General features: G+C 66.7%; 28 protein-coding genes, 1 tRNA gene and 1 pseudogene. 11 read left to right on the top strand and 19 right to left on the bottom strand.

Annotated elements, in window-relative coordinates; translation table 11 throughout:
• Positions 1–174: 174 nt before the first annotated feature.
• The 4 genes from AC14A7_RS04200 to AC14A7_RS04185 are packed head-to-tail and all read right to left on the bottom strand — an operon-like array spanning position 175 to position 2,629.
• Complete coding sequence (locus AC14A7_RS04200) at positions 175–384, bottom strand: DUF1653 domain-containing protein (protein ID WP_484006634.1); 210 nt, start codon at positions 382–384, stop codon at positions 175–177.
• A 48-nt stretch (positions 385–432) separates the two neighbouring features.
• Positions 433–627 carry a hypothetical protein gene (locus AC14A7_RS04195; protein ID WP_484006633.1) on the bottom strand — a complete coding sequence of 65 codons (195 nt, stop codon included), beginning with the start codon at positions 625–627 and terminating at the stop codon, positions 433–435.
• Positions 620–1,162, bottom strand: a complete 543-nt coding sequence (locus AC14A7_RS04190; RefSeq protein ID WP_484006632.1) for a flavodoxin family protein — start codon at positions 1,160–1,162, stop codon at positions 620–622. Before AC14A7_RS04190 ends, AC14A7_RS04195 begins: the two co-directional genes overlap by 8 nt.
• Before the next feature lie 15 nt (positions 1,163–1,177).
• Positions 1,178–2,629 (bottom strand): DUF4389 domain-containing protein, encoded by a 1,452-nt coding sequence (locus AC14A7_RS04185; RefSeq protein ID WP_484006631.1) that lies wholly within the window; start codon positions 2,627–2,629, stop codon positions 1,178–1,180.
• Between the two features lie 131 nt (positions 2,630–2,760).
• On the opposite strand from AC14A7_RS04185, the gene AC14A7_RS04180 reads away from it, so the two are divergent.
• The 4 genes from AC14A7_RS04180 (at position 2,761) to AC14A7_RS04165 (ending at position 7,855) form a co-directional block, all read left to right on the top strand.
• On the top strand, positions 2,761–3,690 hold the full coding sequence (locus tag AC14A7_RS04180) for an ABC transporter ATP-binding protein (RefSeq protein ID WP_484006630.1): 930 nt from the start codon (positions 2,761–2,763) through the stop codon (positions 3,688–3,690).
• The gene (locus tag AC14A7_RS04175) at positions 3,687–4,565 is read left to right on the top strand and encodes an ABC transporter permease (RefSeq protein ID WP_484006629.1); all 879 of its coding nucleotides are present in this window, start codon (positions 3,687–3,689) and stop codon (positions 4,563–4,565) included. Before AC14A7_RS04180 ends, AC14A7_RS04175 begins: the two co-directional genes overlap by 4 nt.
• A gap of 84 nt (positions 4,566–4,649) precedes the next feature.
• Complete coding sequence (locus AC14A7_RS04170; protein ID WP_484006628.1) at positions 4,650–5,453, top strand: SDR family NAD(P)-dependent oxidoreductase; 804 nt, start codon at positions 4,650–4,652, stop codon at positions 5,451–5,453.
• Between the two features lie 17 nt (positions 5,454–5,470).
• Positions 5,471–7,855: an HAD-IC family P-type ATPase gene (locus tag AC14A7_RS04165; protein ID WP_484006627.1), complete on the top strand. Its 2,385-nt coding sequence runs from the start codon at positions 5,471–5,473 to the stop codon at positions 7,853–7,855.
• A 16-nt stretch (positions 7,856–7,871) separates the two neighbouring features.
• On the opposite strand, the gene AC14A7_RS04160 is transcribed toward AC14A7_RS04165, so the two are convergent.
• The 7 genes from AC14A7_RS04160 to AC14A7_RS04130 all read right to left on the bottom strand — a co-directional run bounded on the left by AC14A7_RS04160 (position 7,872) and on the right by AC14A7_RS04130 (position 13,053).
• Positions 7,872–9,077, bottom strand: coding sequence for a Fic family protein (locus tag AC14A7_RS04160; protein WP_484006626.1), 1,206 nt, complete (start codon positions 9,075–9,077; stop codon positions 7,872–7,874).
• A gap of 160 nt (positions 9,078–9,237) precedes the next feature.
• Positions 9,238–9,726, bottom strand: coding sequence for a DUF305 domain-containing protein (locus tag AC14A7_RS04155; protein WP_484006625.1), 489 nt, complete (start codon positions 9,724–9,726; stop codon positions 9,238–9,240).
• Between the two features lie 157 nt (positions 9,727–9,883).
• Positions 9,884–10,294, bottom strand: coding sequence for a hypothetical protein (locus AC14A7_RS04150; protein WP_484006624.1), 411 nt, complete (start codon positions 10,292–10,294; stop codon positions 9,884–9,886).
• Between the two features lie 96 nt (positions 10,295–10,390).
• Positions 10,391–10,462, bottom strand: a tRNA-Arg gene (locus AC14A7_RS04145).
• Between the two features lie 24 nt (positions 10,463–10,486).
• Positions 10,487–11,476, bottom strand: a complete 990-nt coding sequence (locus AC14A7_RS04140; protein ID WP_484006623.1) for a CHAP domain-containing protein — start codon at positions 11,474–11,476, stop codon at positions 10,487–10,489.
• 106 nt (positions 11,477–11,582) lie between these two features.
• Positions 11,583–12,077, bottom strand: coding sequence for an HNH endonuclease (locus tag AC14A7_RS04135; RefSeq protein ID WP_484006622.1), 495 nt, complete (start codon positions 12,075–12,077; stop codon positions 11,583–11,585).
• A gap of 283 nt (positions 12,078–12,360) precedes the next feature.
• Positions 12,361–13,053, bottom strand: coding sequence for an iron-dependent transcriptional repressor DtxR (locus AC14A7_RS04130; protein ID WP_484006621.1), 693 nt, complete (start codon positions 13,051–13,053; stop codon positions 12,361–12,363).
• 83 nt (positions 13,054–13,136) lie between these two features.
• Between AC14A7_RS04130 and serC the strand changes: the two genes are divergently transcribed.
• The gene (gene serC, locus AC14A7_RS04125; protein ID WP_484006620.1) at positions 13,137–14,243 is read left to right on the top strand and encodes a phosphoserine transaminase; all 1,107 of its coding nucleotides are present in this window, start codon (positions 13,137–13,139) and stop codon (positions 14,241–14,243) included.
• 120 nt (positions 14,244–14,363) lie between these two features.
• On the opposite strand, the gene AC14A7_RS04120 is transcribed toward serC, so the two are convergent.
• The 3 genes from AC14A7_RS04120 to AC14A7_RS04110 are packed head-to-tail and all read right to left on the bottom strand — an operon-like array spanning position 14,364 to position 15,641.
• The gene (locus tag AC14A7_RS04120) at positions 14,364–14,621 is read right to left on the bottom strand and encodes a hypothetical protein (protein WP_484006619.1); all 258 of its coding nucleotides are present in this window, start codon (positions 14,619–14,621) and stop codon (positions 14,364–14,366) included.
• A gap of 29 nt (positions 14,622–14,650) precedes the next feature.
• Positions 14,651–15,265 carry a DUF3027 domain-containing protein gene (locus AC14A7_RS04115; protein ID WP_484006618.1) on the bottom strand — a complete coding sequence of 205 codons (615 nt, stop codon included), beginning with the start codon at positions 15,263–15,265 and terminating at the stop codon, positions 14,651–14,653.
• Positions 15,258–15,641, bottom strand: coding sequence for a cold-shock protein (locus tag AC14A7_RS04110; protein WP_484006617.1), 384 nt, complete (start codon positions 15,639–15,641; stop codon positions 15,258–15,260). The genes AC14A7_RS04115 and AC14A7_RS04110 overlap by 8 nt, the downstream gene beginning before the upstream one ends.
• Before the next feature lie 91 nt (positions 15,642–15,732).
• On the opposite strand from AC14A7_RS04110, the gene AC14A7_RS04105 reads away from it, so the two are divergent.
• Genes AC14A7_RS04105 through AC14A7_RS04095 form a run of 3 tightly spaced genes read left to right on the top strand, consistent with a single transcriptional unit; the run spans position 15,733 to position 19,378 of the window.
• Positions 15,733–15,975, top strand: a complete 243-nt coding sequence (locus tag AC14A7_RS04105; protein ID WP_484006616.1) for a hypothetical protein — start codon at positions 15,733–15,735, stop codon at positions 15,973–15,975.
• Positions 15,965–17,698, top strand: a complete 1,734-nt coding sequence (locus AC14A7_RS04100; RefSeq protein WP_484006615.1) for a helicase-associated domain-containing protein — start codon at positions 15,965–15,967, stop codon at positions 17,696–17,698. The genes AC14A7_RS04105 and AC14A7_RS04100 overlap by 11 nt, the downstream gene beginning before the upstream one ends.
• Positions 17,699–17,722: 24 nt before the next feature.
• The gene (locus AC14A7_RS04095) at positions 17,723–19,378 is read left to right on the top strand and encodes a DNA repair helicase XPB (RefSeq protein WP_484006614.1); all 1,656 of its coding nucleotides are present in this window, start codon (positions 17,723–17,725) and stop codon (positions 19,376–19,378) included.
• Here AC14A7_RS04095 and AC14A7_RS04090 read toward each other — a convergent pair whose 3' ends face one another.
• On the bottom strand, positions 19,379–19,963 hold the full coding sequence (locus tag AC14A7_RS04090) for a TIGR00645 family protein (protein WP_484006613.1): 585 nt from the start codon (positions 19,961–19,963) through the stop codon (positions 19,379–19,381). It abuts the gene before it with no gap.
• A 108-nt stretch (positions 19,964–20,071) separates the two neighbouring features.
• On the opposite strand from AC14A7_RS04090, the gene AC14A7_RS04085 reads away from it, so the two are divergent.
• From AC14A7_RS04085 to AC14A7_RS04075, 3 genes and pseudogenes are all read left to right on the top strand, one after another.
• Positions 20,072–20,764 (top strand): response regulator transcription factor, encoded by a 693-nt coding sequence (locus tag AC14A7_RS04085; RefSeq protein ID WP_484006612.1) that lies wholly within the window; start codon positions 20,072–20,074, stop codon positions 20,762–20,764.
• Between the two features lie 34 nt (positions 20,765–20,798).
• A complete protein-coding gene (locus AC14A7_RS04080) occupies positions 20,799–22,493 on the top strand; it encodes a sensor histidine kinase (RefSeq protein ID WP_484006611.1) in 1,695 nt (564 codons plus the stop codon).
• A 64-nt stretch (positions 22,494–22,557) separates the two neighbouring features.
• Positions 22,558–22,821, top strand: a pseudogene (locus AC14A7_RS04075) (WXG100 family type VII secretion target); the annotation flags it as partial.
• Positions 22,822–22,948: 127 nt separating this feature from the next.
• Here the strand turns inward: AC14A7_RS04075 and groL are convergent.
• The 4 genes from groL to AC14A7_RS04055 all read right to left on the bottom strand — a co-directional run bounded on the left by groL (position 22,949) and on the right by AC14A7_RS04055 (position 26,708).
• Complete coding sequence (gene groL / locus AC14A7_RS04070) at positions 22,949–24,577, bottom strand: chaperonin GroEL (RefSeq protein WP_484006610.1); 1,629 nt, start codon at positions 24,575–24,577, stop codon at positions 22,949–22,951.
• A gap of 131 nt (positions 24,578–24,708) precedes the next feature.
• Entirely contained in the window at positions 24,709–25,728 is a 1,020-nt protein-coding gene (locus tag AC14A7_RS04065; protein WP_484006609.1) for a DUF3048 domain-containing protein, read from the bottom strand.
• 79 nt (positions 25,729–25,807) lie between these two features.
• Entirely contained in the window at positions 25,808–26,011 is a 204-nt protein-coding gene (locus AC14A7_RS04060; protein WP_484006608.1) for a cold-shock protein, read from the bottom strand.
• A 142-nt stretch (positions 26,012–26,153) separates the two neighbouring features.
• The gene (locus AC14A7_RS04055) at positions 26,154–26,708 is read right to left on the bottom strand and encodes a LytR C-terminal domain-containing protein (protein ID WP_484006607.1); all 555 of its coding nucleotides are present in this window, start codon (positions 26,706–26,708) and stop codon (positions 26,154–26,156) included.
• Between the last annotated feature and the right edge of the window lie 77 nt (positions 26,709–26,785).

Genomic DNA, 26,785 nt, shown 5'->3' with positions numbered 1-26,785 from the left:
ACCATCTACCCTTCAGGTCGAAGGAGCAGCTCTTCCTCGCGACCATGCAGCTCAAGACCGCAGGCTTACGGTGCTCGAAATTCAGGCTTGGCCGCCATCCATGGGCATATGGCCGATGGATCGCCGCTGAACCTGAATTTCGCGCCTGGGCGAGGTGACGTCACCGACTCGCGCTCAGGCCGGCACGAAGCGAGGCACCTGAGCCCCGTCCACCTCGACCGTCTCAAGGAACATCGCGAGCGGTCGCACCCACAGCCCGCGCTCGCCATAGAGGGCGCGGTAGACCACGAACCACTCCTCCGTCTCTGAGTGGCGGGCGACATCCACGACCTCGTAGAGGCCGCCCTTGTAGTGGCGGTAGGTGCCGGGATGTGGATGACTCACCCCCTCATTGTCGAAGACGCTGATGCGTTTGCGCCCAAGGACACGGCACTACGCCCCGAGCGCCTCCAGCACGTGGTAGGTCGCGTACACCGGCCAGACGATCGCCTTGAGCAGCCCGAGCACCACCGCCCAGAAGCTCCCGTCTGACGTCGCGATGAAGTAGATCGCCGCCCCGATGTAGGCGAGCAAGAAGAAGAAGCCCCACGGGCCGTTTCTCTCGACAAACCGCACACGATCAGACATCGTGGTGCCCCTCGTGCGCCTCGCGCCCACTGCCCGCCATGGTGACGGGTATCAGCCGCTTGGCCCAGTGCTCTGCTCGCTCCAGCTCGTTGGCGAGCAGGGGGCCCTCGTAGCCATGCACGCGAAACGACTCCGCCTTGATGGTCACATCGAAGCCGAGCGAGCGCAGTTCGTGCCGTGCAGCCTTCGCGGCAGAGCCCGGCAGCCGCGGGGAGTCGACCCTCGTGTCGAATGCGACAGCCCGAATGGATCGTGAGTGCGGTTCGAGATCGGCGAGCCACTCGCGAAGCCCGCGGTGCGGCGCCGCAGGGGCACCGTTTGTCTCGACGGCGCCTTTACGGGTCGAGGGTCGAGACATCGAGAATGCATGGGTAGGACCGCCGACCACCACGAGGTCGTAGGCATCGAGGGCCGTGGGTGCCGAGTCGGTGTCAACGACGTCGACGGTCATAGCGGTCTCGAGCCCTTTGGCGATCGCCCGTGCGATCTTCTCCGTGTTGCCCCAGAGGGTCTCGTAAATGACTATGGCGTGCACGATTGCCGCCTCCTTTCAGTGTGCGGTGCCATCGTTCGACAACACCGTGTTTGCCGTCGGGAGCTCGGCTGCCCCCTGATCGAGTCGGAACGGCGGGTACTCGTCTCGCATGAGCGCGACGTAGCTGGCAACGCGCAGCGCCCAGCGGTTGACGCCCATGATGAGGTCGAACAGCGGCTGCTGGTAGCGACCGGTGAACAGAAGGATGACCGCGGCCACGAGAACAAGAAGGCTCAGCAGGGAGGCGCTCACGCCCCCCGGGGGCCAGCCGCCGCCTGGCCAGTTGCCCGGCCACGAGCCGACGCCCCACATCGCACCGCCGGTCAGGATGCTGACCACGAGAAGGTGGGGAATCGCGAGCAGCCACGACTTCACAAGCACGAGCCCATGTGACAGGCGCTCGGGGTAGACCACGTCGAAGTCTGCCGGGTAGTCGGTGTGCTCGAGGGTGAACGGCGGGTACTGGTCGGTGCCGAGCGCCGAGTAGGAGTAGAACGACACGCGCCAGTTCCAGCGCAGAACCCCCACGGTGAACTCGAAGATCGGGCGCGGATACCGGCCGGTGAACAGGATCGCGAAGCCAGCCGCAATGGTGGCGACGACGAACGCGACCCATAGGATCGCCAGCACGATCCAGTGGGGTATCGCCAGAATCCACTTGACCAGCCACAGCCACTGCGACGGCGTGCCCCGCAGCACGCCAGTGACGGCTACCGGGTATGCCCCGACGATCGGTGCAGTGGATGCGCGACCGCGCCCCCAGCCGAACACTCCAACGAGGATGACCGCGACGCCGATCAGCAGCATGCCTGCGGCCACTGCCGCGAAGGTTGCGGCGAGCGGCGCCGCCCACGGTGCCTCGACTCCGGCCGCGACATTGGTGCTGATGCCCTGCGTGCCGTCGGCATTCATGATGACCACCGTCCAGGTGCCCGGCTCGATGAGCCAGGTGAGCTCGCGCACTCCCCCTCCTGCGTCTGAGGCGACCCAGAAGTCCTGGGAATCCGGCGACTCCGGCTGTTCTGTTCCGGCAATGTCGCGCGTTCGCAGCTCGAACGGCACGCCGCGCATGCCTGTGATCTCTGCGACATGCACGTCGGCGAGGTACTCCTTGACGTCGGCCGTCGGGCCGATGCCGATGAACACGGGTTCGCCGCCCGGCGTGCCCGCTGACAGCGAGATGCGGATGTCGGGCAGCGAGTCCGCCCCTCGTGCCCCCTCCAGTCGCGCCGGTGGGCTGACGACCGCGAACGTCTGGGCAGAGAGTCGCGCCGACGGTGTCGTGAGGTACCCGTCGTCAGTACGAGAGAAGACGGCGCCGGCGATAGTGGCCGCGGCAGCGAGCGTCGTGGCGGAGATGAACGTCAGGATGCTGCCGATCACGATCAGGGCAAACCACCCCGATCGTCGGCCCGCTGCAGACGCGGCCGGAGCAGGCGGTGCAACGACAGGTGGTGCTTCCGACATCAGGTAGCCCTCACTTCCGGTAGTGGATGCGCACACCAGACTGCGCCGAGGGTGTGGCCACTTTTAGGGTCAAAGGTCCCGCAGGACCAATGGCTCTGTAGGGCCCACGATCTCCGGCGCACGCTCGACGCATGAACGCGACAACGCCCGCCATCACCGTGCGGGGCCTCACCAAGCGCTTCGGCCCGACGATCGCCGTCGATGACGTGAGCTTCGTGGTCGACCGCGGCAGTGTCTTCGCGTTCGTCGGCACCAACGGCGCAGGCAAGTCGACAACCATCTCCTGCCTGACCACCCTTCTCGATGCCGACGCCGGTGATATCACCGTGCTCGGGCACGACGTGCGCACCGAACCCGATGCGGTGCGGGCTGGTATCGGAGTGGTGTTTCAGGAGTCGCTGCTGGATCCATTCCTCTCTGTCGGGGAGAACCTGCGCGTGCGCGGCACGTTCTACGGTGCAGAACGGCGCGCGGTCGCCGCCCGCATCACCGAGCTGAGCGCTCTCGTCGGGCTCGACGGCGTCCTCGGCCGTCGCTACGGCCGACTCTCTGGTGGGCAGAAGCGACGCGTCGACATCGCACGGGCACTGCTGTCGTCGCCGTCGCTGATCTTCCTCGACGAGCCAACTGCTGGCCTCGACCCCGCCGGGCGCGCCCTGGTCTGGGCGACCATACGCGAGCTGCGGCAGAGACACGGGCTCACGGTCTTTCTCACCACGCACTACATGGAGGAGACGGAGGAGGCCGATCGCGTCTGCCTCATCGATCACGGGCGGTTGGTCGCGCAGGGAAGCCCCGCCGAGCTTCGAGCCGAGTACAGCAGCAGCGTGCTCACCGTTGCCACCCGCAACCCCGGTGCGCTGACCGATCTCGCGACGCGAACCGGGTGCGCCATCGACGGCACCGACCCCGTTCGCATCGTCGTGCCCGATGCCACCGTCGCCCGCCGCCTCCTCGCCGCGCACGGCGACGACGTGACGGACTTCGAGTTTCGACATGGAACTATGGACGACGTCTTCCTCGCCGTCACCGCAGAGCAGAACTCGGTCGCAGCGTCGTGAAGGTCATCGCCGCGGTGACGGGTCGCAACCTCCGCATCTACTTTCGCGACCGACTCGGCGTGTTCTTCTCTCTGCTCGGCGCCCTCGTGCTGTTCATGCTGCACACCCTCTTCCTGCGCAGCCTCCAGACCGCCAGCCTCGAGGGCAGCTTCCCCGATTCGAGCTCTGCCACCATCTCTGCGTTCGTCGACACGTGGATGTTCGCTGGCATCATCGGCATCACCACGATAACCACGGGCCTCGGTGCCTTCAGCAGCTTCGTGGATGACGCGGCCACCTCGCGATTCCGCGACTTCGTCGTGTCGCCGATCACGCGCAGCGAGCTCGTGCTCGGCTACCTGCTGTCGAGTGTGGTCGTCGCGGTGAGTATGAGCGTCATCGTCCTGTTGCTGAGCGGCGTCTACCTGTTCTTCGTCGACGGCCTCATGCTCACGGCGGCGCAGGTCGCCGTGATCGGCGGCGAGATCGTGCTCAGCTGCGTGGGGTTCGCCTCGCTGTCGGCGCTCATCGTGTCGTTCATCCGCACGCCAGGAGCCTTCTCCGCCCTCGCCACGATCGTGGGCACAAGCCTCGGCTTTCTCGCCGGCGCCTACGTGCCCATCGGGCTCTTTCCCGAGGGGGTGCGCTCCCTCATCAACTCGATGCCGTTCGGGCAGTCGGCCACGCTCATCCGGCGGCAGCTCTCTGAGCAGACTCTTGCCGCGCTCACGGCCGACCAGCCAGAGGCGAGAGCCTATCTTCGCGACTTCTTCGGCCTCACCACCACGGTCGGCGACTGGCAGGTGCCCGGCGTCTTCGTGATCGGGGTGCTCCTTGCCATGACGGCCGTGTTCACGACGCTCGCGACGCTGCGCATGCGGCGACGGGTCAGGTGATCGGGCGCCCGGCATCCGAGACACGAACCGCTGAGGACCAAAGACTCTACAGCGGCAGCCGACATGACTCCTAGCGTCGTCGGCATGACGGTTCGGGCTCGCACACCGCTGGTCGATCAGCTCTTGTTCACCGGCAAGACGGTCATGGTCACTGGCGCCGCATCGGGTATCGGGCGGGCGATCTGCACCCGGTTCGACGAGGCGGGTGCGAGTCTCGTGATGGTCGACTCCGACGCCGCCGGTCTGCACGAGACGCTGGGAGCACTGACCGGCGGTGGTCACGAGCTGCAGGTGGTCGATCTCGAGCACAAGGCCAACATCGACGCCCTGTGGACCCGCATCGACGCGCACACCCTGCCCGATGTGCTCGTCAACAACGCCGGCATCTACCCCATGCGCGACTTTCTCGAGGTGAGCGAGGCCTATCTGCGCCGCACCCTCGACATCAACCTCAACGCGACATTCTGGATGTGCCAGAACTTCATCGAGCGACGCGGCTCGCAGGGCGGTGTGATCGTCAACACCTCCTCTGTCGAGGCGATCCTTCCGTTCAAAGACGACATGACGCACTACTCGATCAGCAAGGCGGGTGTGCTCGCCCTCACCCGCTCGCTCGCGAGCGACTACGGGGCGAAGGGGTTTCGCACGAATGCGGTCATCCCGGGGGCGATCACGACCCCCGGCACCCAGGCGCTCGTGAAGAACGCCATTCTGCGGCTGAGCGTCAAACTCGCCAAGACCGGGTACGCCTTTCACCAGCGCCTCGCCAACCGACGATGGGGATACCCGGATGACGTGGCCAAGGTCGTGCTCTTCCTCTCCTGCGATCTGGCGAGCTACGTTCAAGGGGCCGCCGTGCCCGTCGACGGCGGATTCCTCTCCTCATAGGCGGCCGGGGCTCCGCGGTGGACGGCCTGAGCGTCGCCGAAGTCAGCGACCGGCGCGATCGCGGGCTGGTCAATCGAATTCCGGATGACACCGGGCGCTCCTTCGCCCGCATCCTCTCTGCCAACGTGCTCACGGTCTTCAACGCGGTCGTTGGCGGGTGCTTCACCCTGCTGCTCGCGCTCGGGGCGTGGCAGGACGCGCTGTTCGGGCTGTTCGTCATCGCCAACACCCTGATCGGCGTGCTGCAGGAGTTCCATGCGAAGCGCGTGCTCTCGCGACTCGCTGTGCTCACAGCACCGCAAGCGCTCGTGCGTCGCAACGGCATGGAGGTGGAGTGCGGCATCGAGCACGTGGTGCTCGACGACGTGCTCGTGCTGCGGCCAGGCGCGCAGGTCGCCGCCGACGCCCTGCTGCTCGAGGCCGACGAGCTCGAGGTCGACGAGTCGCTGCTCACCGGGGAGGCAGACCCCGTCAGTGCCCCGGTCGGCCGTGAGCTGCTCAGCGGTTCGCTCGTGGTCGCGGGCAGTGGCCTGGCGCGCGCGGTGCGCGTCGGTGCCGACTCCTACGCGTCGCGCGTCACGAGCGAGGCGAGGCAGTTCTCTCTCGTGAACAGCGAGCTGCGTCGCGATATCGCCCGCATCATCCGGTGGCTCTCCATTGCGCTCCTGCCGGGGTCGGCGATCATCGTCAACGGGCAGATGCAGGCCGTTGGCGGCTGGTCGCAGGCCCTCGCCACCGGCTCGTGGCGGGAGGCGGCCATCACCGCGACCGCGAGCATCATCGCGATGGTGCCGGCCGGGCTCGTCTTCATCACCTCGGTCGCGCTTGCCGTCGGCGCGGTGCGACTCGCGAGACGGCGCGTTCTCGTGCGGGAGCTCGCCGCTGTCGAGGGCCTCGCCCGCGTCGACATGCTCTGCATCGACAAGACCGGCACGCTCACCGAGGGCTCGATGACACTCGACCAGATCGAGCTGATCGACGCAAACCGACCGGGCTGGCAGCAGGCGCTCGCCGCCCTCGCCGCCGAGCCGTCGGCGAACGCGACGGCCCGCGTCATCGGCGAGCGGTTCAGCGACTCTGCGGATGACGTCGCCCCGGTGGCCACTGTGCCGTTCTCCAGTCGCCACAAGTGGAGCGCCGTGCAGTTCGCCAGTCGGAGCCCCGGCACCTGGGTGCTCGGTGGTGCGGATGTCACGCTCGAGCGCACACCGCAGACGGCTCCCGTGCACGCTCGCGCGATCGAGCTGGCGGCAGCCGGAGCGCGCACCCTGGTGCTCGCGCACTCCCCAGAGCCGATAGCGGTCGCGGGCCGGCATGAGCCGCGACTGCCGCGCGAGCTGGCGCCGGTGGCGGTGATCGTGCTGCGGGAGCACGTGCGCGATGACGCCGCCCAGATCCTGCACTACTTCGAAGATGAGGGCGTCGAGCTGTGCGTCATGTCTGGCGACGAGCCCCGCACCGTCGCCGCCGTCGCGCGGGCCGCCGGCCTGCCAAGCCACCTCGAGAGCGTGGATGCCAGAACCCTCCCCACCGAGCCCGCCGCACTCGCCGATGTGCTGCGCACCCAGCGCATCTTCGGGCGGGTCACCCCAGAGCAGAAGAAGGCGATGGTGCTCGCGCTGCAGGCGTCGGGTCACACGGTGGCGATGATCGGCGACGGCGTCAACGACACGCTCGCGCTCAAGCACGCCGACCTCGGCATAGCGATGGGCTCTGGCTCGGCGGCCGCGCGTGGCGTTGCGCACCTCGTGCTGCTCGACGGCGAGTTCGCGCACCTGCCCCGCGTCGTGGCCGAGGGAAGGCAGATCATCGCGAACGTGGAGCGCCTCGCCCGGGTATTCCTGACCAAGACGGTCTACGCGATCGTTCTCGCCGTCACGTTCGGCGTGCTGCTGGTGCCGTACCCGTTCCTCCCCCGCCAGTCGTCGGTCACCGACGGGCTCACCATCGGCCTTCCCGCTCTCGTGCTCGTGCTCCTCCCGAACGCCCGGAGGTACCGACCGGGGTTCCTGCGCAGAACGGCGCGGTTCTGCGTGCCCTCCGGGGTCATCGTCGCGCTGGCGATCCTTGCCACCGTCGCGGTGGCAATCGGACTACCCGCTGCCCAGGTGCAGACGGCAGCCGTGATCACGCTCACCCTCAGCGCGCTCTGGGTGCTGGTCATCCTCCTGCGCCCGCTGACCCGCCTGACGGCAGCGGTGCTGGCGGGCGCATACCTCGGTCTCCTGCTCGTCGTCTCGCAGCCCCTCGTACGCGACTTCCTTGCACTCGAGCTGCCTCCGGTCGGAGTCACGTCGGCGGCCGTGGCTATCGCGGCGGGCGCGAGCCTGCTGCTCGAGGTGTGGTACCAGGTGGGGCGCGTGCGGCGGGCGCGTTGGCACGAGTCGCTGCAGCACGAGTGAGGGCGCTGGCGCCGCTCTAGCGAGGACGGTGCGCGCGGGTGGCGAACGCATCGAGCGCATCCAGCACCTCGCGCGCTTCGTATGTGCGGTTGCGTGAGCTCGTTCCGTTCTGATGAAGGATGCCGTCTGCCACCAGTCGGTCGATTCCGTTCTGAACGTTCCTGGCGTCGACGCCCAGCTCGCGTGCCGCGAGGTTCGCGTCAACAACGGGCTGTCGCTGAAGGAGGTCGAGGAGGCGCCTCCCGGCGCTTCCAGCTCGCGCGCTGGTGCTCACTTCCCATCCCGATCGGATTCGAGTCAGATCGGCGACCAGCTGTCGCCCGTTCACGATCGCGTCTGTCGAAGCTCGAGCAAACGCCTGCACGATCGGGTCGACATCTCCGCGTCGATACTCGGTGAGCGCGTCAAAGTAGCCTCGGGTGTTGCGCAGCAGGCCTGCCGAGACGGGCACCGTGACGTTGCGAGTGACACCGAGCCGACGCAGCATCGACTGCACAAGCGCTCGCCCTGTTCGACCATTGCCATCCGGAAAGGGGTGGATCGTCTCGAACTGCGCATGCGCGATCGCGATCTGCGGCAGAGCCGGCAGGTCGGTGCGGTGAGCGAACGCGACCAGGTCATCCATCAGCGCCGCAACGCGCTCGTGGTGGGGAGGCACGAAGGTGGCGCCGTGAGGACTGTTGCCGAACCCCCCGCCGATCCAGACCTGCTGCTCTCGCCACTGCCCCGTGTGCTCTGGTCGATCGTCGCCAGGGATCTCTGCCTGCATCGCGATGATGGTGGTCGTGTCGAGGTCATCGGCCATCGCGATGGCCGCCTCCATCGCGCGCACGTTGCCGACGATCAGCCGCGAGTTCTGCCCAGCGCTGCGACCGAGTTGCGCGAGGGCAATGCTCTTCGCCGTCGCCGTCAGCTGCTCTATCTGCGAGCTGGCCGCACTCTCACTTCGCAGGAGGATCGCCGAGAATGGCGCAGCGATGGCGCCGACCTCTCCATCGAATCGGCCCAGTTCGACAACGGCGTCCTCGGCCGCGATCGTCGTATCGGAGTCCAGCGCAGGTAGTGGCAGGGTTGCGATGAGCGGTGGGACGGCAGCCTCGTATGGCCCCCGCGCGCGGAGAGCTGCACGGCGTGACTGGCCCTCGCCGTCGTCGCGATTCCACTCCCGCTTCTCGTAGTGAAGGATCGGCCAGGGCGATTTCCTGTTCTCGTCCATCGCCATGCGCCCATCTTACCGATGTTTAACTTGATAACCATCGCTAAGACGTATCCATACTTGCGCTTGCTCTCGTGCCGGAGCGGCGCGCGAACGCTGAAGCAACCCACGAGCAGAGCAGAGAGGGCAGCGACCGCACCTACGATCGCCGCGCCCCTCCGTCTCATCAGAGCTCGAGCATCGACCGCATCTGCTCGATCTCCGCCGTCTGGCTGGTGATGATGCTCTCCGCCAGTTCGCGCACCCCCGGGTGCTCGCCATCGTCGAGCACCTCCTCGGCCATGTCGATCGCGCCTTCGTGGTGCACGATCATCTGCTCAAGAAACAGATCCCTGGCCTCGGTGCCGCTCGCATCCTTCAAGGCTCGCAGGTCGTCGTCGGACATGCCGTCCATGCCGCCATGGTCCATGCCGCCCATGCCGTCGTCCGCATGCGGCATGCCCCAGTCATCGAGCCAGGCCTCCATCTGGCGGATCTCTGGGCCCTGCGCGGCCTTGATCTGCTTCGCCAGCTCAACAACGTCGGGATCCACTCCCGACTTTGCGAGCAGCAGATCGCTCATCTCGATGGCTCCCTCGTGGTGGGGGATCATCATCTGCACGAACATGACGTCCGCCATGTTCGCGCCCGAATCGTCGGACAGTTCCGCAGCCATGGCGCACGCGGAGAGCCCCATCACAGTGATGAGGGCGAATGCACCCGTCGCGAGCGCGCGAATGCCTGATGTCTTCTTCATGGTTCTTCTCTCTTTCGTCAGTAGTGGTCGATCTGTCGGCGAGATGGCGAACGGGGGGCCGCCATCCAGCGACCAATCACTGACGGGCGATGCAGAGCTCCAGAAGGTCGGGCGGACGGGGCGCGGCGACACGACGAGGAACGCCCTCCCCTATGGACACCCCGGGAGCTGTAAGCCCGAACCGCATCGCGACGGAAGGCATCACCACACCGACCACTAGGAGAAGCGCGAGGAAGGCGCACGCCATCAGCAGACCGGGGTGATCGCCCGCACAGTCCACACAGGCAGCCCCAGAGAAGTCACCGACGTTCGTGTCACCGTGAGCAGTGATCGGCGCAGGATGCTCGTGCACGAGCTCACCCACGTGCGCGGTCATCGCCGCCGCCGCAGTCGAGTGTGCGGAGGGTGTCGCGCTGTGGGAGCTCATGGCGATGCCGACGATCGCGAACGCCGCGATCAGTAGCAAGTACGCCAGGCGCCCAAGCATGTCACATACCTCCGGGGGGTATGTTGTCACACTCAAGGAATCGGAGCCAGCGAATTCGCTGAGAACTGCGAACCAGATGGATACCGTGACTAGGGGTGCCCCTGGAGGGACTCGAACCCCCAACCGTTTCCTTAGGACGGAACTGCTCTTCCATTGAGCTACAGAGGCTGGCGGTACGAGCCTACCGAACGACTAGCGCGGCGGCGGGTAGAGGAAGAGCTCGACGTCTGTTGCCGGGATCGTGCGCTGGCCGTAGAGATGGTCGGAGTTGTAGTTGTACTCCTCGAGCAGCACGGTGCCGTCGGCGTTGACCTGCTTCACGTAGGCGACGTGGTTGCCGCTGAAGTAGGCGACCGAGCCGGCGATCGGAGTCGTGGAGGTTGGCCATCCGTGGTTTCTCCACGCGTACTTCCACTGCGAGGCGTTGCCGCCGCTCGGCGTCAGGTTCGACCAGACGTACGTGAACGGCTCGCCGACGCTGCCAGCGTCGCGGTTGAGGCGCCATGCGACGAAGTCGACGCACTCGCGGTAGAAGTAGTTGAGCGGCGAGAGTCCGCCGCCCTGGTTGTTCGACAGCTCGGAGAACCACGGGTAGTCGTCGCCGAGCTCGCGGGCACCCGACTTGAGGTACTCCTCGAAGTTGGCAGCCTTGCGGGCGGTGCTGCGCTGCGAGCGGAGGTCGGTGGCCGTGGTGGCGGAGAACTGGCCGCGGTCGGCGGCGGTCACCGTCACCTCCTTCGAGACGAGCAGCGCGGCGTCGCCCTGCGCTGCGGCGATCACCTCGGTGTCAGCAGCCACCTGGGGCGAGAGCGCGGCGGCAGGCAGGGCAACGGAGCCGAAGATGGCAACGACGACGAAAGCAGTGAGCACGTTCTGCCCGCGCTTCTTCTTGATTACGGGGGCGGGGCGCACGACAACGAGCACGCGACCCTCCGGGTAGGCGGAGTCGACGCGGGGTGGCACGGGTGCCGAGGCCTTCGCACGCGACTTTGCTGTGCGTGCCGTGCCGGCTGGCACCGGAGGGGTGCGACGGCGAGGTGCGGCAGCACTCTGACGCAGCTCGCGGCGCGACGGGAACGACGTCGGCACGGCGTCAGAGGGCGTCACATTCCACGAGAATCCCGAGTCGCCGAACAGGTTCTCGAGTCCATCGCCGTCGGGGGGCGTGGTGGAAGAAACCAAGGAAACGAACTCCGGGAAGCTAGGGATCGGGTTTGTCGAACTTTTCGAGGTTAGCCGCGTTATCCAATTGTGACAACTTGATAACGAAACCTCACGGGTCGAAAGATCACGCCGCGGGCAGGAACTCCTCCCATGACGGCATCTCGCGCTCGATTCCCCGCACCAGCCAGGCGACCCCGTGCGGCGGCTGGGGCGTCGATCGCAGGGTCCAGCGCATCTCATCCGGTGTTCTGTCGCCCTTGAGGTTGTTGCACTTGAGGCAGCAGGCCACGAGGTTCTCCCAGCTGTCCTTGCCGCCTCGGGAACGCGGCATGATGTGGTCGATCGTCGTGGCGGTCGCGCCGCAGTAGCCGCAGCGGCTGCTGTCGCGCCGAAGCACCCCGCGCCGAGACACGGGAACGCTGCGGCCGCTCGGCACGCGAACATAGCGGCGAAGGATGATGACAGAGGGGCGATCCCACGCACCGGAGGAGCCGAACACCGGATGCTCCCCGTCGGCAGCCACGATCGTCGCCTTCTCGTTCATGACGAGCACGATGGCCCGTTTGAACGACACGACGGCGAGGGGCTCATAGCCCGCGTTGAGTACAAGAGTGCGCATCGGAGTCCTTTCGATGTGCCTGCACGGCTTGCAGGCAGTCGACCTACCGCGGACTTCTCAGCACCGGAAGCGAGAGGGCAAACAAAAAGGCACTGTCTAGAAGACAGTGCCTAGTCATCGAGGGCGCGTATGAGCACCCGGAACCCGCTGTGCCGTATGTGCAGGTCGGCGCGCGCGTCCGTGGTTTGGACGCTGCCCCTGCTGCTCATCGGCTCTCCTGGTGTAGAGGTTTCCACGAGTGTCAGGTTAACCCAGAAAGGGCGAACTCGGCGTAACGAAAGGGCTACACGCCGACGAAGATGTGAACCGCGACCTCGTTGGGCAGCTCGAGTCCGTCGCCGAATCCGTAGACCGCGACGAAGACGTAGGACCCGGCCGCGGATGCTGTGACGATGGCACCGGGCATGACGCCCGCGTTCTGCAGCTGCTGCAGCAGCTCCGGCTCGAACTGCACGGGCTCGCCGAGACGGCGGATGGTGCGGGTGATGGGATCGGCGCTGTCGGTGACGGCACTGACCAGGTTGACCACGCCATCCATGAATGCCGGCGCCGATGGCACGCCGAGCTCGGCCAGCCCGGGGATCGGGTTGCCGTAGGGCGACTCTGTCGGGTTGCCGAGCAGCTCGAGCACACGGCGCTCCACCTGCTCGCTCATGACATGCTCCCACCGGCAGGCCTCGTCGTGCACGTAGGCCCAGTCGAGGCCGATGACGTCGGCGAGCAGGCGCTCGGCAAGACGGTGCTTGCGCAGCACGTGGGTCGCCTTGCTGCGGCCGGCGATGGTCAGCTCGAGATGGCGGTCGCCCTCGACGTTGACGAGGCCATCGCGCTCCATGCGGGCGATGGTCTGCGAGACGGTCGGGCCGGAGTGGCCGAGGCGCTCGGAGATGCGGGCGCGCAGCGGAACGATGTGCTCCTCCTCTAGATCGAGGATGGTGCGCAGGTACATCTCTGTCGTGTCGACGAGATCCGTCATGAGAGCCCCTCCAGCTGCACGCGAATATTGCAGCCCTCAGCCTACCCAGCGGTGGCGACTCGCGCCGACGCTAGCATTGACGCGTGCCGACGATCACTATTCCCGCAGACCTCCTTCCCGCTGACGGCCGTTTCGGCTGCGGCCCGTCCAAGGTGCGGCAGGAGCAGCTCGACTACCTCGTCACCGAGGGTGCAAAGCTCATGGGCACCTCGCACCGCCAGGCACCCATCAAAGACATGGTCGGCCGCGTGCGGGCCGGGCTCGGCGAGCTCTTCCGCCTTCCCGATGGCTACGAGGTCGTCATCGGCAACGGTGGCTCGACCGCGTTCTGGGACGCCGCGGCCTACTCGCTCATCGAGCGCCGCGCAGAGAACCTGACCTTCGGCGAGTTCGGCTCCAAGTTCGCGGCGGCCGCCGCCGCGCCGCACCTCGAGGCACCGCTCGTCATCAACGCCCCGGCAGGTTCGCGCTCGGAGGTCGAGATCGTCGACGGCATCGACGTCTACGCCTGGACCCACAACGAGACCTCGACCGGAGTCATGGCCCCGATCAAGCGAGTCGACGCGAACGCCCTCACCGTCATCGACGCGACGAGCGCCGCGGGCGGTGCGGACTTCGATGTCGCAGAGACCGACGTCTACTACTTCGCGCCGCAGAAGAACTTCGCCTCGGACGGCGGCCTGTGGTTCGCGCTCATGTCGCCTGCCGCCATCGAGCGGGTCGCGCGCATCGCCGCGTCGGGCCGCTACATTCCCGAGTTCCTCAGCCTGCAGAACGCGATCGACAACTCGCGCCTCAACCAGACGCTCAACACCCCGGCGATCTCAACGCTCCTCATGCTCGAGAACCAGGTCGACTGGATCAACGGCAACGGCGGGCTCGCCTGGGCCTCGGCGCGCACCCTCGAGTCGTCGGCCGCACTCTATGAGTGGGCGGATGCCTCCGACTACGCGAACCCCTTCGTCACCGACCCGGATCACCGCTCGCAGGTCGTCGTGACGATCGACTTCGACGCCACGGTGGATGCCGCGGAGGTCGCGAAGGTGCTGCGGGCCAACGGCGTCGTCGACACCGACCCCTACCGCAAGCTCGGCCGCAACCAGTTGCGGGTCGCCACCTTCGTGGCGATCGATCCGGCGGATGTGCGCCAGCTCATCCGGTCGATCGAGTTCGTGGTCGACGCGCTCTAGGCCACCAGCGCTGCCGCCACGAAGGCGGCAGAGGCCAGCAGCGCTCCGACCGAGCGCACGTGGTTGGCGCGCACCCACGGGCGACAGCGACGCCGAGATGCCCGCGCGGGCTTCCGTGAGCTAGTCGCCGCCTCCACCACCGCCACCGCCACCATCGCCACTGCTTCCACCACCGTCAGAGCCGCCGCCGAAGCCGTGCCCGTCGCCGCCGGAGTGGGAACTGTGGGAGTCGGAGAAATGCGATCCACCGTTGTAGCCCGCGCCGGAGTCATGGGTGCTTCTGGACCCACCGGCTGTGGCGGCTCGCGTCACGAGGTAGATCACCACGACAACGAGTGCCACCACGAAGAGGAATACGAAGACCACCAGAATGTCCATGCCCGGAGCCTAGGGCAGCCGATGCGCAATCAGTAGGAGCGGTCGTCGCCGTCGTCATCGGAGTCGTCATCCGACTCGTCGTCTGGCTCGTCGTCGTCCGATTCGTCGAGCTCGTCGTCTGACTCGTCTTCCGGCTCGTCGATGTCGACACCGTCGAGGTCGCCGCCGTGCAGCACGTCGCTGCCGAGCGGGTCGTCGTCGTCCTCGTCGTCATCGTCGGAGTCGTCGTCATCAGCGTCGTCCTCGTCGAGGTCGTCGTCATCGGAGTCGTCGTCTGCATCGTCGTCGGAATCATCGTCGTCATCCGATTCGCCGTCGGTGGCGTTCTCCGCCTCGAGCAGCTCCTGGGCGGCCTGGTACTCGGCGAGGCGCTCGCTCCACGGCACCCAGTCGGGAGCCAGCAGCGCGCCGGCACCGGGCATGAGCTCGACCTCGAGGGCCGTCGGCTCCGAGCCCTCGACCTGGGCGACGCTGACCGTCCAGTGCCAGCCAGGGTAGCCAGACATGCGGGCCGCGAAGGTGACGGTGATCGCGCCGTCCTCCTCGACGTGACCGGTGAGGTCGCCGATGGTGTTCTCCGGAGTCAGCTCGAGCAGCGCGGCCTTCGCGACGGCGCTGTAGAGCTCCTCGTTGTACTCAAGCATCGAGTTCGTCAGCGACCTTGCGAAGCATGGCGGCGATCTTGCCGCTGTGGCTCTTGTCTGGGTAGCGGCCGCGCTTGAGGTTGGAGCCGATGCCGTCGAGGAGCTTCACGAGGTCTTCGACGATGATCGCCATGTCGTCGGCCGGCTTGCGGTTGAGCTTGGCGAGGCTGGGGGGAGCATCGAGGATGCGAACAGACAGCGCCTGCGCGCCCTTCTTGCCGTCGGCGATGCCGAACTCGAGGCGGGTGCCAGCCTTCACACCAGTGGTGCCCGCTGGCAGCGCTGACGCGTGCAGGAACACCTCGACGCCATCATCAGAACTGATGAAGCCGAAGCCCTTCTCGTCGTCGTAGAACTTGACCTTGCCGGTAGGCATCTCTATTACTCCCTAGTGGATGGTGCTTCTTCCGCAGAAGAGGGGCACTGGGATGTGCCCCTATTCTTGACCTGTGGCAGAAAACACTCCAGTGACCGTCTATCGTACCGAACGCGTGCTCGCCTATATGGTCGCATCCTCGATCGGACTAGCTCTTCTCGCCATCGTCGCCCTTCTCATCGCTGGAGCGGCCCGCGTCGATGTCACCACGGGCATCTGGCTGACGGTCGTCGCGCTGCCCCCCATCGGCCTCATCTTCGGGGTTGCCTTCATAATTGCGCTCGTGATTGTCAGCGCCATCCGGCGCAGTCGTGCGGCGAGGGATGCCGGCTAGCACCAGCTCGGCTCTCGCCCTCGCCGGTCGGCTGCGCGCGCTCGACGACGGCACCCTTGCCGACCTCCTTCGCTCGCGCGAGGTGAGCCAGGCAGGCATCGCAAGCTTCTTCGACCTCGCAGAGCGCCTGCTCACCCGCGACAGCGTGCAGCTCGCCCTCTCGCGGCTCGACCGACCGACACTGCTGGCGCTCTCAGAGCAGTCCGTCGACCTCTCTGCTCTCGCTCTCACCGACCAGGATGGCGTGGCGTACGACGCCGTGGCCGCCACCCTCGCCGAGTGGCCGGCCATCGGCCTCCCCTCCCCCATTGAGCTCGCAGAACCGGCGCCGGCCGCCCTCGCGGCCGTCAGTCACAGCGACTCGACGTTCACCGACCACGCGGCGGCGGAGCGTGCCTTCGCGACAACGAGCGCGGCGCTCGAGATACTCGCAGAGCTGTGGCACAGCCCGGCTCGGGAGCTTGTGCGCGGCGGGCTGGCCCTGCCCGACGCGAAGCGGCTCTCCTCCTCCGCCGGGGTGTCGCTCGACGACCTCCCGCCGCTGCTCGCGGTGTGCGCGGCCGCGGGCCTTGCCGAGCTCGTCGGCAGTGAGTGGCTGCCAGGGCAGCACGCAGCGCGCTGGCGTGAGGGCGGCGCCGCGCAGCGCTGGGCGCAGCTGGCAGAGGGATGGTTTGCGGGGCTGCCCCGCGACATCCAGTCCCTGCTCGGCGACCGTGCGCATGCGATGTGGGGAGACTCGCTCGCCGAGTACGTCGGCTGGCTCTACCCCGCGAGCGCCGACCACATGCACGCACGCATCGCCGTGCAACTGCGCTGCGCAGAGCTGCTCGGCATCATCGTCGACGCCGCGCCGAGCACACCCGGCTCCGCCGTGCTCTCTGGCGACATGGGGTCAGCTCTCTCGACGATGGCAGCGCTCTTTCCCGCCGAGGTCGACAAGGTGTTCGTGCAGCACGACCTCACGATCGTCTCGCCCGGCCCCCTCGAGGCACCGCTCGACTCCCGCCTTCGCGAGCTCGCCGATGTCGAGAGCAGCGGCCTCGCGACGACCTACCGGGTCAGCGCTGGCAGCATCAACCGTGCCGTGGCCGCAGGCGACACCGCAGAGACGCTGCGCGAGTTCGTCGCGAGCATCTCCTTGACCGGAATACCGCAGCCGCTCGACTACCTCATCGAGGAGACCGCGCGCCGACACGGCCTCGTGCGCGTTGGGAGCGCCGAGGGCGGCAGCTACGTGCACTCCGCCGACCCCGACCTGCTCGCCGCGATCGCGATCGACCACTCGTTGTCGCCCCTCGGCCTGCAGCGAACCGCCGATGGCCTCGAGTCGCGTTTCGACGAGGAGCTCGTCTTCTGGGCACTCGCCGATGCGCGCTACCCGGTGTCGGTCGAGGACTCCTCCGGCGGCATCCGCACCGTGCACCGCCGACGGGCCGCGACGACGAGCGCGCCCGCCCGGGATTCGGCACGAGAGCTCATCGAGAGACTGCGCCTCTCGAGCGCAGAGGAGACAGAGACGAGCTGGCTCGAGCGCCAGCTCGAGACGGCCGTCAAGGCGAGGTCAACCGTCGTCGTGACGGTCAACCTGCCCTCCGGCACCACCACGTACGTGCTCGAGCCGACGGGTATCGGGGGTGGGCGGTTGCGTGCCCGCGACCGCGCCTCCGATATCGAGCGCACGCTGCCGCTGTCGAGCATCCTCGAGGTGCACCCCACGGACTGAGCACCCGCGTGGGAGAATGGTCGGATGCCCGAAAGCGTGCCAGGACCCCTCATCGTTCAGAGCGACCGCACCGTGCTTCTCGAAGTGGCGCACCCCCAGGCCGAGGACGCCCGCCACGACCTCGCAGTCTTCGCCGAGCTCGAACGGGCGCCGGAGCACATCCACACCTACCGCATCACTCGCCTCGGCCTGTGGAACGCGCGCGCCGCCGGCCACACGGCAGAGCAGATGCTCTCCACTCTCTCGCAGTACTCGCGCTTCCCGATCCCCCAGAGCGTGTCCGTCGACATCGCAGAGACGGTCGGGCGCTACGGCCGACTTCGCATCGAGCGCGACGCGGAGGGCGTGCTCGTGCTCACCGCGAGCGACCGCAGCGTGCTTGCCGAGATCCGCCGGGCCAAGAAGATCGCAGAGCTGCTGTTCGAGGAGCGCGACGAGAACACCGTCGTCATGCAGCCGTGGGCCCGCGGCGAGCTCAAGCAGCAGCTGCTCAAACTCGGCTGGCCAGCGGAGGACCTCGCGGGATACACCCCCGGCACCCCGCACGAGATCGCCCTCGTCGAAGACGGCTGGTCGCTGCGCGAGTACCAGAAGCAGGCGGTCGCGAGCTTCTACGACAACGGCTCCGGCGTCGTCGTGCTGCCCTGCGGTGCCGGCAAGACGCTCGTGGGGGCTGGGGCGATGGCGACTGCGAAGTCGAACACCCTCATCCTCGTCACCAACACGGTCAGTGCCCGCCAGTGGCGCAGCGAGCTGCTCAAGCGCACGACGCTGACAGAGGACGAGGTGGGCGAGTACTCCGGTCAGGTCAAGGAGATAAAGCCGGTCACCATCGCGACCTACCAGATCCTCACCGCGAAGCGCGGCGGCCAGTATGCGCACCTCGCCCTGCTCGATGCTCTCGACTGGGGACTCATCGTCTACGACGAGGTGCACCTGCTACCCGCTCCGGTGTTCAAGCTCACGGCAGAGCTGCAGGCCCGTCGCCGCCTCGGCCTCACCGCGACGCTGGTGCGCGAGGACGGCCGCGAAGGTGACGTCTTCAGCCTCATCGGCCCGAAGCGCTTCGATGCGCCGTGGAAGGAGATCGAGGCACAGGGCTTCATCTCTCCCGCGTCGTGCTTCGAGGTGCGCGTCGACCTTCCCCAGCAGCAGCGGCTCGAGTACGCGGCATCGGCCGACGAGGGCCGCTACCGTCTCGCGGCCACCGCCGATGCGAAGGTCGACGTCGTCAAGCGGCTCGTGGCGAAGCATGCCGGCGAGCGCATCCTCGTCATCGGCCAGTACCTCGACCAGATCGAGGAGCTCGGAGAGCTGCTGGATGCCCCGACCCTCACCGGGTCGACACCGGTTGCAGAGAGGGAGCGCCTCTACGAGGACTTCCGCAATGGAACCATCAAGCTCCTCGTGGTGTCCAAGGTCGCCAACTTCTCTGTCGACCTGCCGGAGGCCACCGTCGCCATCCAGGTGAGCGGCTCGTTCGGCTCACGCCAGGAGGAGGCACAGCGCCTCGGGCGGCTGCTTCGGCCGAAGGAGAGCGGCCTGCCGGCGAGCTTCTACACTCTCGTGGCCCGCGACACGGTCGACCAGGACTTCGCGCAGAACCGCCAGCGGTTCCTGGCAGAGCAGGGCTACAGCTACACGATCCTCGACTCGCACACGCTGGATGCCGCTGCCTGACTAGTACTCGTCGCCCGACGAGTGCGTCTGCTTCGTCAGCGCAAGGCGCTTCTCGCCGAGCCAGTCCATCACGGCGAAGAGCAGGCCGGAGATGACGAAGGTCAGGTGCAGCATGATGCGCCAGAACTGCACGCTCGCGTCGGAGGAGGAGTCGTAGGTGAAGTAGTCCTGCAGCAGGCCGATCGCAGAGATGGCGACGATCGATCCGATGAGCTTCATCTTGAGCCCGGAGAAGTCGACGTGCCCCATCCAGGCCGGCCGGTCCTCCGAGTTGCGAGCGGCACGGATCTTGGAGACGAAGTTCTCATAGCCGGCGAAGATCACGATGAGCACGAGGTTGGCCAGCAGCGCGAGGTCGAGCAGGGCGAGGGTGCCGAGCACGATGTCGTTGCCGTCGGCCTCGAGCACGTGGGTGATGAGATGCCACAGCTCCTGGAAGAACTTGACGCCGATGAGAACGAGCGCAACCACCATGCCGAGGTAGAGCGGAGCGAGCAGCCAGCGGCTCGCGAACAGGAACTGCTCTCCCGCATGCTCGAGCCTGACGAGCGGGTTCTCGCTGCGGGTGGATGGCGGTGTCGTCATGGGTCCTCCGAGTATGGGTGCGAGCAGAAGTCTACGAAAGGCCGGCTGGGAATCCCGCAGGGGTACGGCTTCCAGAAAACGTTCAGGAAACGCGCAGATACTGTTCGCATGAGTGACGGACCAAAGATTCTCATCGTTGACGACGAGCCCAATATCCGCGACCTGCTGACCACGAGCCTGCGGTTCGCCGGTTTTGCCGTGCGAGCGGTGGGAAACGGGGCCCAGGCCATCTCGGCGGTGCTCGAAGAAGAACCCGACCTCATCATCCTCGACGTCATGCTTCCCGACATCAACGGGTTCGGTGTGACGAAGCGCCTGAGGGCCTCCGGCTACACCGCGCCCATCCTCTTCCTCACGGCGAAGGACGACACGGAGGACAAGATCATGGGCCTCACCGTTGGCGGCGACGACTACGTCACCAAGCCGTTCAGTCTCGATGAGATCGTCGCTCGCATCAAGGCCATCCTCCGTCGCACCATGCAGGACGACGAGGAGGCCGTCATCCGTGCCGGCGAGCTCACGATGGACCAGGACACCCACGAGGTCACCGTCGGTGACAGCCCGGTCGAGCTGAGCCCGACCGAGTTCAAGCTGCTGCGCTACCTCATGCTCAACCCCAACCGTGTGCTGTCGAAGGCGCAGATCCTCGACCACGTCTGGGAGTACGACTTCAACGGCGACGCCGGCATCGTGGAGAGCTACATCTCCTACCTCCGCCGCAAGCTCGACCAGTACTCGGCTGAGCCGATCATCCAGACCAAGAGGGGCTTCGGCTACATGCTCAAAGCCGCTCGCGTCTGATACCGCCCCTAGCCGGGCGAACTAAGATCGCGGGATGCACGATCGTCTGAGCAGGTGGTGGTCGACCATCTCGCTTCGCTCCAAGATCACCGGTGTCACGGTGCTGCTCCTCGCGATGGGACTCACCGTCGCGGGCGCAGGCACGCTCTCGGTCGTCAGCAGCTACCTGATCGACGAGACCGATCGGCGCCTGCAGGTCGCCGTCGGCGACCTTGACTCCGACATCGTGCTCGACGGCGACAACACCTTCAGCGAGGACATCTACTCCGGGCGTAACCCCTACTACCTCGCCGCCATCGACGCCGGCGGCGGCCTCATCGAGGACAACCTGCCCGACGAGCTCACCAAGACGGCTCCGGATGTCTCCGAACTCAGCCTCCTCTACCTGTCGAGCCACGAGGGCGCCTTCACGCTCTTCAACAAGAACCACACGGCGCAATGGCGGGTCATCGCGCTGCCCCTTCGCATCGGCTCCAGCGGCGAGGCGACGCTGCTCGTCGGCCAGAACCTCAGCCAGAACAACGCGCTGCTCAATCGCTACTCCGCGATCTTCCTGTTCTTCGCCTTCATCGTCATCCTGTTCGGCGGGGCTCTCACCCGACTGCTCGTGACGACGACATTTGCTCCCCTGAGAGAGGTCGAGGCGACCGCAGCGCGGTTCGCGGCAGGCGACTTCAGCCAGCGCCTCGGCGGTGCGACGCCGAACACCGAGGTCGGGCGCCTCAACCGCTCCCTCAACTCCATGCTCAACCGCATCGACCGCGCCTTCGCCGACCGTGCGAGAACCATCGAGCAGATGCGGCGATTCGTCGGTGACGCCAGCCACGAGCTGCGAACTCCCCTCGTGTCGGTGCGCGGCTATGCAGAGCTCTACCGCATGGGCGCGCTCACCAAGAAGGAGGACATCGCCCAGGCGATGGAGCGCATCGAGAAGGAGGCGATCCGCATGGGCGAGCTCGTCACCGACCTGCTCGAGCTCGCTCGCATCGACGAGGCGAAGCCGCTCGCCCTGACGGCAGTCGACCTGGTTCCGCTCGCCCGCGATGCCGCACTGGATGCCATGGCCAGCCAGCCGGACCGCGTCGTCACCGTGGTCGCGACCGAGCCAGCACCCGCGGAGAGCGGACCGAGCGTCGCCCTCGAATCGCCGATCGTCATGGTGCCCGCGGCCGGCCCTCCGCCCGGACCCGCGCGACCACCCGCGCTCACCACCGGCCCCATCTCGTTCGCCGGAGCCACGCTCGCACGGCTCCGGCTCATCCGCCCGCGGCCGACCAAGGCGCCGTCGCCGGTGCCCGTCGAGCTGAGCGCACCGACGCCGCCGTCGACCGCGATCGTGCCGGCCGAGGAGAACAAGATCCGGCAGGTGATCACCAACCTCATGGGCAACGCGCTGCGCTTCACACCGCACGACTCCCCCATCGAGATCGCCGTCGAGGTCGACGAGGAGCGCAAGCAGGGCGTCATCTCGGTCATCGACCACGGTGAGGGAATTCCCCCGCAGATCCGCGAGAAGATCTTCCAGCGCTTCTGGCGGGCCGACTCGTCGCGCAATCGCGACACCGGCGGCAGCGGCCTCGGCCTCGCGATCGCGGCGTCGATCGTCGCCGCCCACAAGGGCGAGGTGCAGGTACTCGAGACTCCGGGCGGTGGAGCGACCTTCCGTGTCGCCCTTCCTCTCCTCCAACCAGGACAGGATCCGGCACAGTCCACAGTCGCGGAGCACTGAGCTCGCGCAGGGGCGGCTCGTGGCTAGCGTCACCGCCATGACCAACTAAACCGTTGACAGTGAAGCGGTTGCCACGGTGACCGCCCACGCCCGCTCTACCGTCTCCCGCATCCAGTCCGAGGTCGCAGGGCTGCACACGCAGCTCGCCGACCTGCAGTCCTCCTGGTCGGGGCCAGCCGCCACGGCCTTTCAGGTCGTGGCCGACGAGTGGCGGGTGACCCAGTCCCGCGTCGAGCAGAGCCTGGAGTCCATCACCCTCGCCCTGGCCCAGGCCGGCCAGCAGTACGCCGATGTCGAGGCGGCCAACGCGGGGTTGTTCGGGCGATAGGGCGTTAACAGCAAAAGTGGGCGGGCCCGGTTAGGGGACCGCCCACTTTTCGTTGTCGGCGCCAGGTGCCTTCTAGAAAGAAGTCACGCTCACGCCGGAATGGTTTCTCAAGCCAGATCTTTGGCTTTTAGAAATCCATTCCGCCGCTGGGGTCACCCATCGGCGCGGGGTTCTTCTCTGGCTTCTCTGCGATGACTGCCTCAGTGGTGAGGAAGAGACCGGCGATCGACGCGGCGTTGAGCAGCGCAGAGCGCGTGACCTTCACCGGGTCGTTGATGCCTGCAGCGAGCATGTCGACGTACTCACCGGTTGCGGCGTTGAGGCCGTGACCGACGGGCAGGTGGCGCACCTTGTCAGCGACAACACCCGGCTCGAGACCGGCGTTAAGCGCGATCTGCTTGAGCGGGGCGTCGATGGCAACGCGCACGATGTTGGCACCCGTTGCCTCGTCACCGACGAGGCCCTTGATGACGTCACCGTCGAAAGCGACCTTGCCAGCCTGGATGAGGGCGACGCCACCACCGGCGACGATGCCCTCCTCGACGGCTGCCTTGGCGTTGCGCACTGCATCCTCGATGCGGTGCTTGCGCTCCTTGAGCTCGACCTCGGTGGCTGCACCGGCCTTGATGACCGCAACACCGCCGGCGAGCTTCGCGAGGCGCTCCTGGAGCTTCTCGCGGTCGTAGTCGCTGTCGGTGTTGTCGATCTCTGCACGGATCTGCTTGACACGGCCGGCAATCGCCTCCTCGTCACCCGCCCCCTCGATGATCGTGGTCTCGTCCTTGGTGATGATCACCTTGCGAGCACGGCCGAGCAGGTCGAGGGTGGCGTTCTCGAGCTTGAGACCGACCTCCTCGGAGATGACCTGTCCTCCGGTGAGGATCGCGATGTCCTGCAGCTGCGCCTTGCGACGGTCGCCGAAACCGGGAGCCTTGACGGCAACCGACTTGAAGATGCCGCGGATCTTGTTGACCACCAGGGTCGCGAGGGCCTCGCCGTCGACATCCTCGGCGATGATGAGCAGCTGCTTGCCTGACTGGATCACCTTGTCGACGATCGGAAGGAGGTCCTTGATGTTGGAGATCTTCGAGTTCGCGATGAGGATGTACGGGTCTTCGAAGACAGCCTCCTGGCGCTCCGGGTCGGTGACGAAGTACTGCGAAAGGTAGCCCTTGTCGAAGCGCATGCCCTCGGTCAGCTCGAGCGTCGTGCCGAAGGTGTTCGACTCCTCGACGGTGACGACACCCTCCTTGCCGACCTTGTCGATCGCCTCGGCGATAAGCGCGCCGATCTCGGGGTCTGCGGCAGAGATAGACGCCGTTGCAGCGATCTCTTCCTTGGTCTCGATCTCCTTGGCGGAGGCGACGAGTGCCTCGATGACGGCAGCGGTTGCCTTCTCGATACCGCGCTTGAGGCTGATCGGGTCAGCACCGGCGGCAACGTTGCGGAGGCCTTCGCGAACGAGAGCCTGGGCGAGCACCACGGAGGTGGTCGTTCCGTCGCCAGCGACGTCATCCGTCTTCTTGGCAACTTCCTTGACGAGCTCTGCGCCGATCTTCTCGTACGGGTCGTCGAGCTCGATCTCCTTGGCGATCGACACGCCGTCGTTCGTGATGGTGGGGGCGCCCCACTTCTTCTCTAGCACGACGTTGCGGCCGCGCGGGCCGAGGGTCACCTTGACGGCGTCGGCGAGAATGTTGAGGCCGCGCTCGAGGCCGCGACGGGCCTCTTCGTTGAAAGCAATGATCTTTGCCATGTGTGTTTCTCGTCCCTCCCGGACGTATTACAGCTGAGTTGTTGGCACTCGAACTCTGCGAGTGCCAAAGGGAAATCTAGCACTCGGGTATGGGGAGTGCAAGAAAGCGCCGGGCCGTGGCGCTCGGCAGATCACGCTACTGGCGTAAAGGATCCCGTTGTCGGCACCAGCTCTATCCAGCTGTTGCCGGGGGCGAGGCGCACCGTCACTCCCTGGTCGTCGACGAGGCGGATGACGGAGGTTGCGGCATCCTTCGACCACGTCACGGGAATCGTGGCGGCGCCGCTCGAGACCCAGCCCTGGCCGGTGCCCACGAGCTGCGTCTTCGGCACCCCGAGGCTCTTGTCGATGCCGACGAAGAGGGCGATGACGTTGGTGGCCGACAGCTGCGCGCCGTTGCTGTCCATGTCGGCGACGCCCTTCTGCGCACGCAGGTACTTCGACTGCGCCGCGTCCCACGTCCACGACGGGGTGGAGTAGGTCGAGAACACGATATTGAGGGCGCTGGCCGGCGCGCCCTCCTTCGCGGCCGTCGACGACGGCACGTCGAGGGAGAACGCGAACTGCTGCTGCGGGGGACGTAGCTCTGGGTGCTCTGCGATCAGCGCGACCGCCTTGACGAGCACGTTGTGCGGGGCCGTCTTGGTCTTGGTGCGGTAGAACGTCTCTGCCGTCGACTTCTGGCCGTGTATGGCGTTGAAGACGTTCGTGGCCTGCATGAGTGCGACGAATCGCTGCTGGCCGCCGGAGTAGGCGATGATTCCGCCGAAGGCCGAGACGATATCCGGGTCCATCGGTCGAATGGAGCGCACCGGCCCGATCTCGTCTGGCACATCGGACTGCCAGATGGCGACGTAGCGGGTCAAACCGCCTTCGACTAGCTCCTCGAACACGATGTCGGTGCGGTCGAGCCCGACCTGCGGCCTGGCCTCTGGGTGGTTGTCGATCTTCGCGGCAAGCGATGGATTGAGCGCGCTGCCAACGGGGATGGCCTCGCCGGTGAGAGGCGCGATGCCCATGGGCTCTGGCGCCTCATAGGTCGAGGTGTACGACGGGGTCGGGGTCGGCACCGGCTCGGACGCGGTGCAGCCGGCCAGCACGAGGCCGACGGCTACCAGGGGTGCGATGCGCACCGCGCGACGAGCGTTCACAACAACAAGCCTAGCTGCGGCGACCTCCGCGACGTCGATAGCTGAGGTCGTGTCTGGTTTTGAGATGGAGCCGGCGTGACTAGGAGACCCGCACGGATTCGGCCTGCGGGCCCTTGGCGCCGGTGCCGAGTTCGAAGGTGACCAGCTGCCCCTCCTCCAGCACCTTGTAGCCGCCCATGTCGATGGCGGAGTAGTGCACGAAGACGTCCTGCCCGCTGCCATCGACCGTGATGAAGCCGTAGCCCTTCTCCGCGTTGAACCACTTGACGGTGCCCTGTGCCATGTCTCGCTCCTTGCTCGTGAAACACGACAGTAGCGGAGCAGACACCACAGAAATGGCCCGAAAAAGCGATCGTGACCGGGTGTTACCGCGATTCAACGAGACTTAAACACGCCCGAAACACTGGGCTGCGGCATGGCTTCGACTACGGGGTCGGAGCCTCGTAGTCAGAGCCGAGCACGATGGTGATCGGGGCACCGAGGAACGCCGTGCTCTCGAGCACATCGCCAGTGCCGAGTGCGAGCACGAGGCCGCGCGCGATGTCCTCGTCTGCCGGGTTGCTGTAGTAGACGACGGTCTTCTCGATGTCGCGCTGCGAGGCGAGTGCGAACGCGCCGACGGGCCATCCCGCTGTGCGAAGAGCAGTGCCGGCGGCAGTCTCAAGGTCGACGGTCGGGGTGGCGTTGAGCACCGTGATGGTGATCGCGCGCGCCGGGTCGATCGTCGTCGGGTCGGTGAGCGGCTCTGCGGTCAGGCTCGGCGACGCCGACGGCGCAGCGGTCGGCTCTCCCTCGAGAAAGCCAGTGCCGTTCAGCAGGTTGAGCCCGAGCACGCCGATCAGCACGAAGATGCCAGTGAACAGCGCGGCCCAGGCGAAGGTGATCCAGCCGCGGCCGGCCTTGGGCGGTGCCCGGTGGGCGCCAACGCGTGCCAGGTCGGCCGGAAGGTCGTCGAACTGGTCTTTGGGGTACTTCGCCATAGGTCTGGAATCGATTCACTCGTGCGGCACGGCAACACGACCGGCCTGGGATGAACTCGTGAATGCACGCTCAGCCC

The organism is Conyzicola sp., assembly GCF_057073975.1.
Note: the sequence above shows the minus strand (reverse complement) of the source record. Positions and strands in the feature narration are given on the sequence as shown.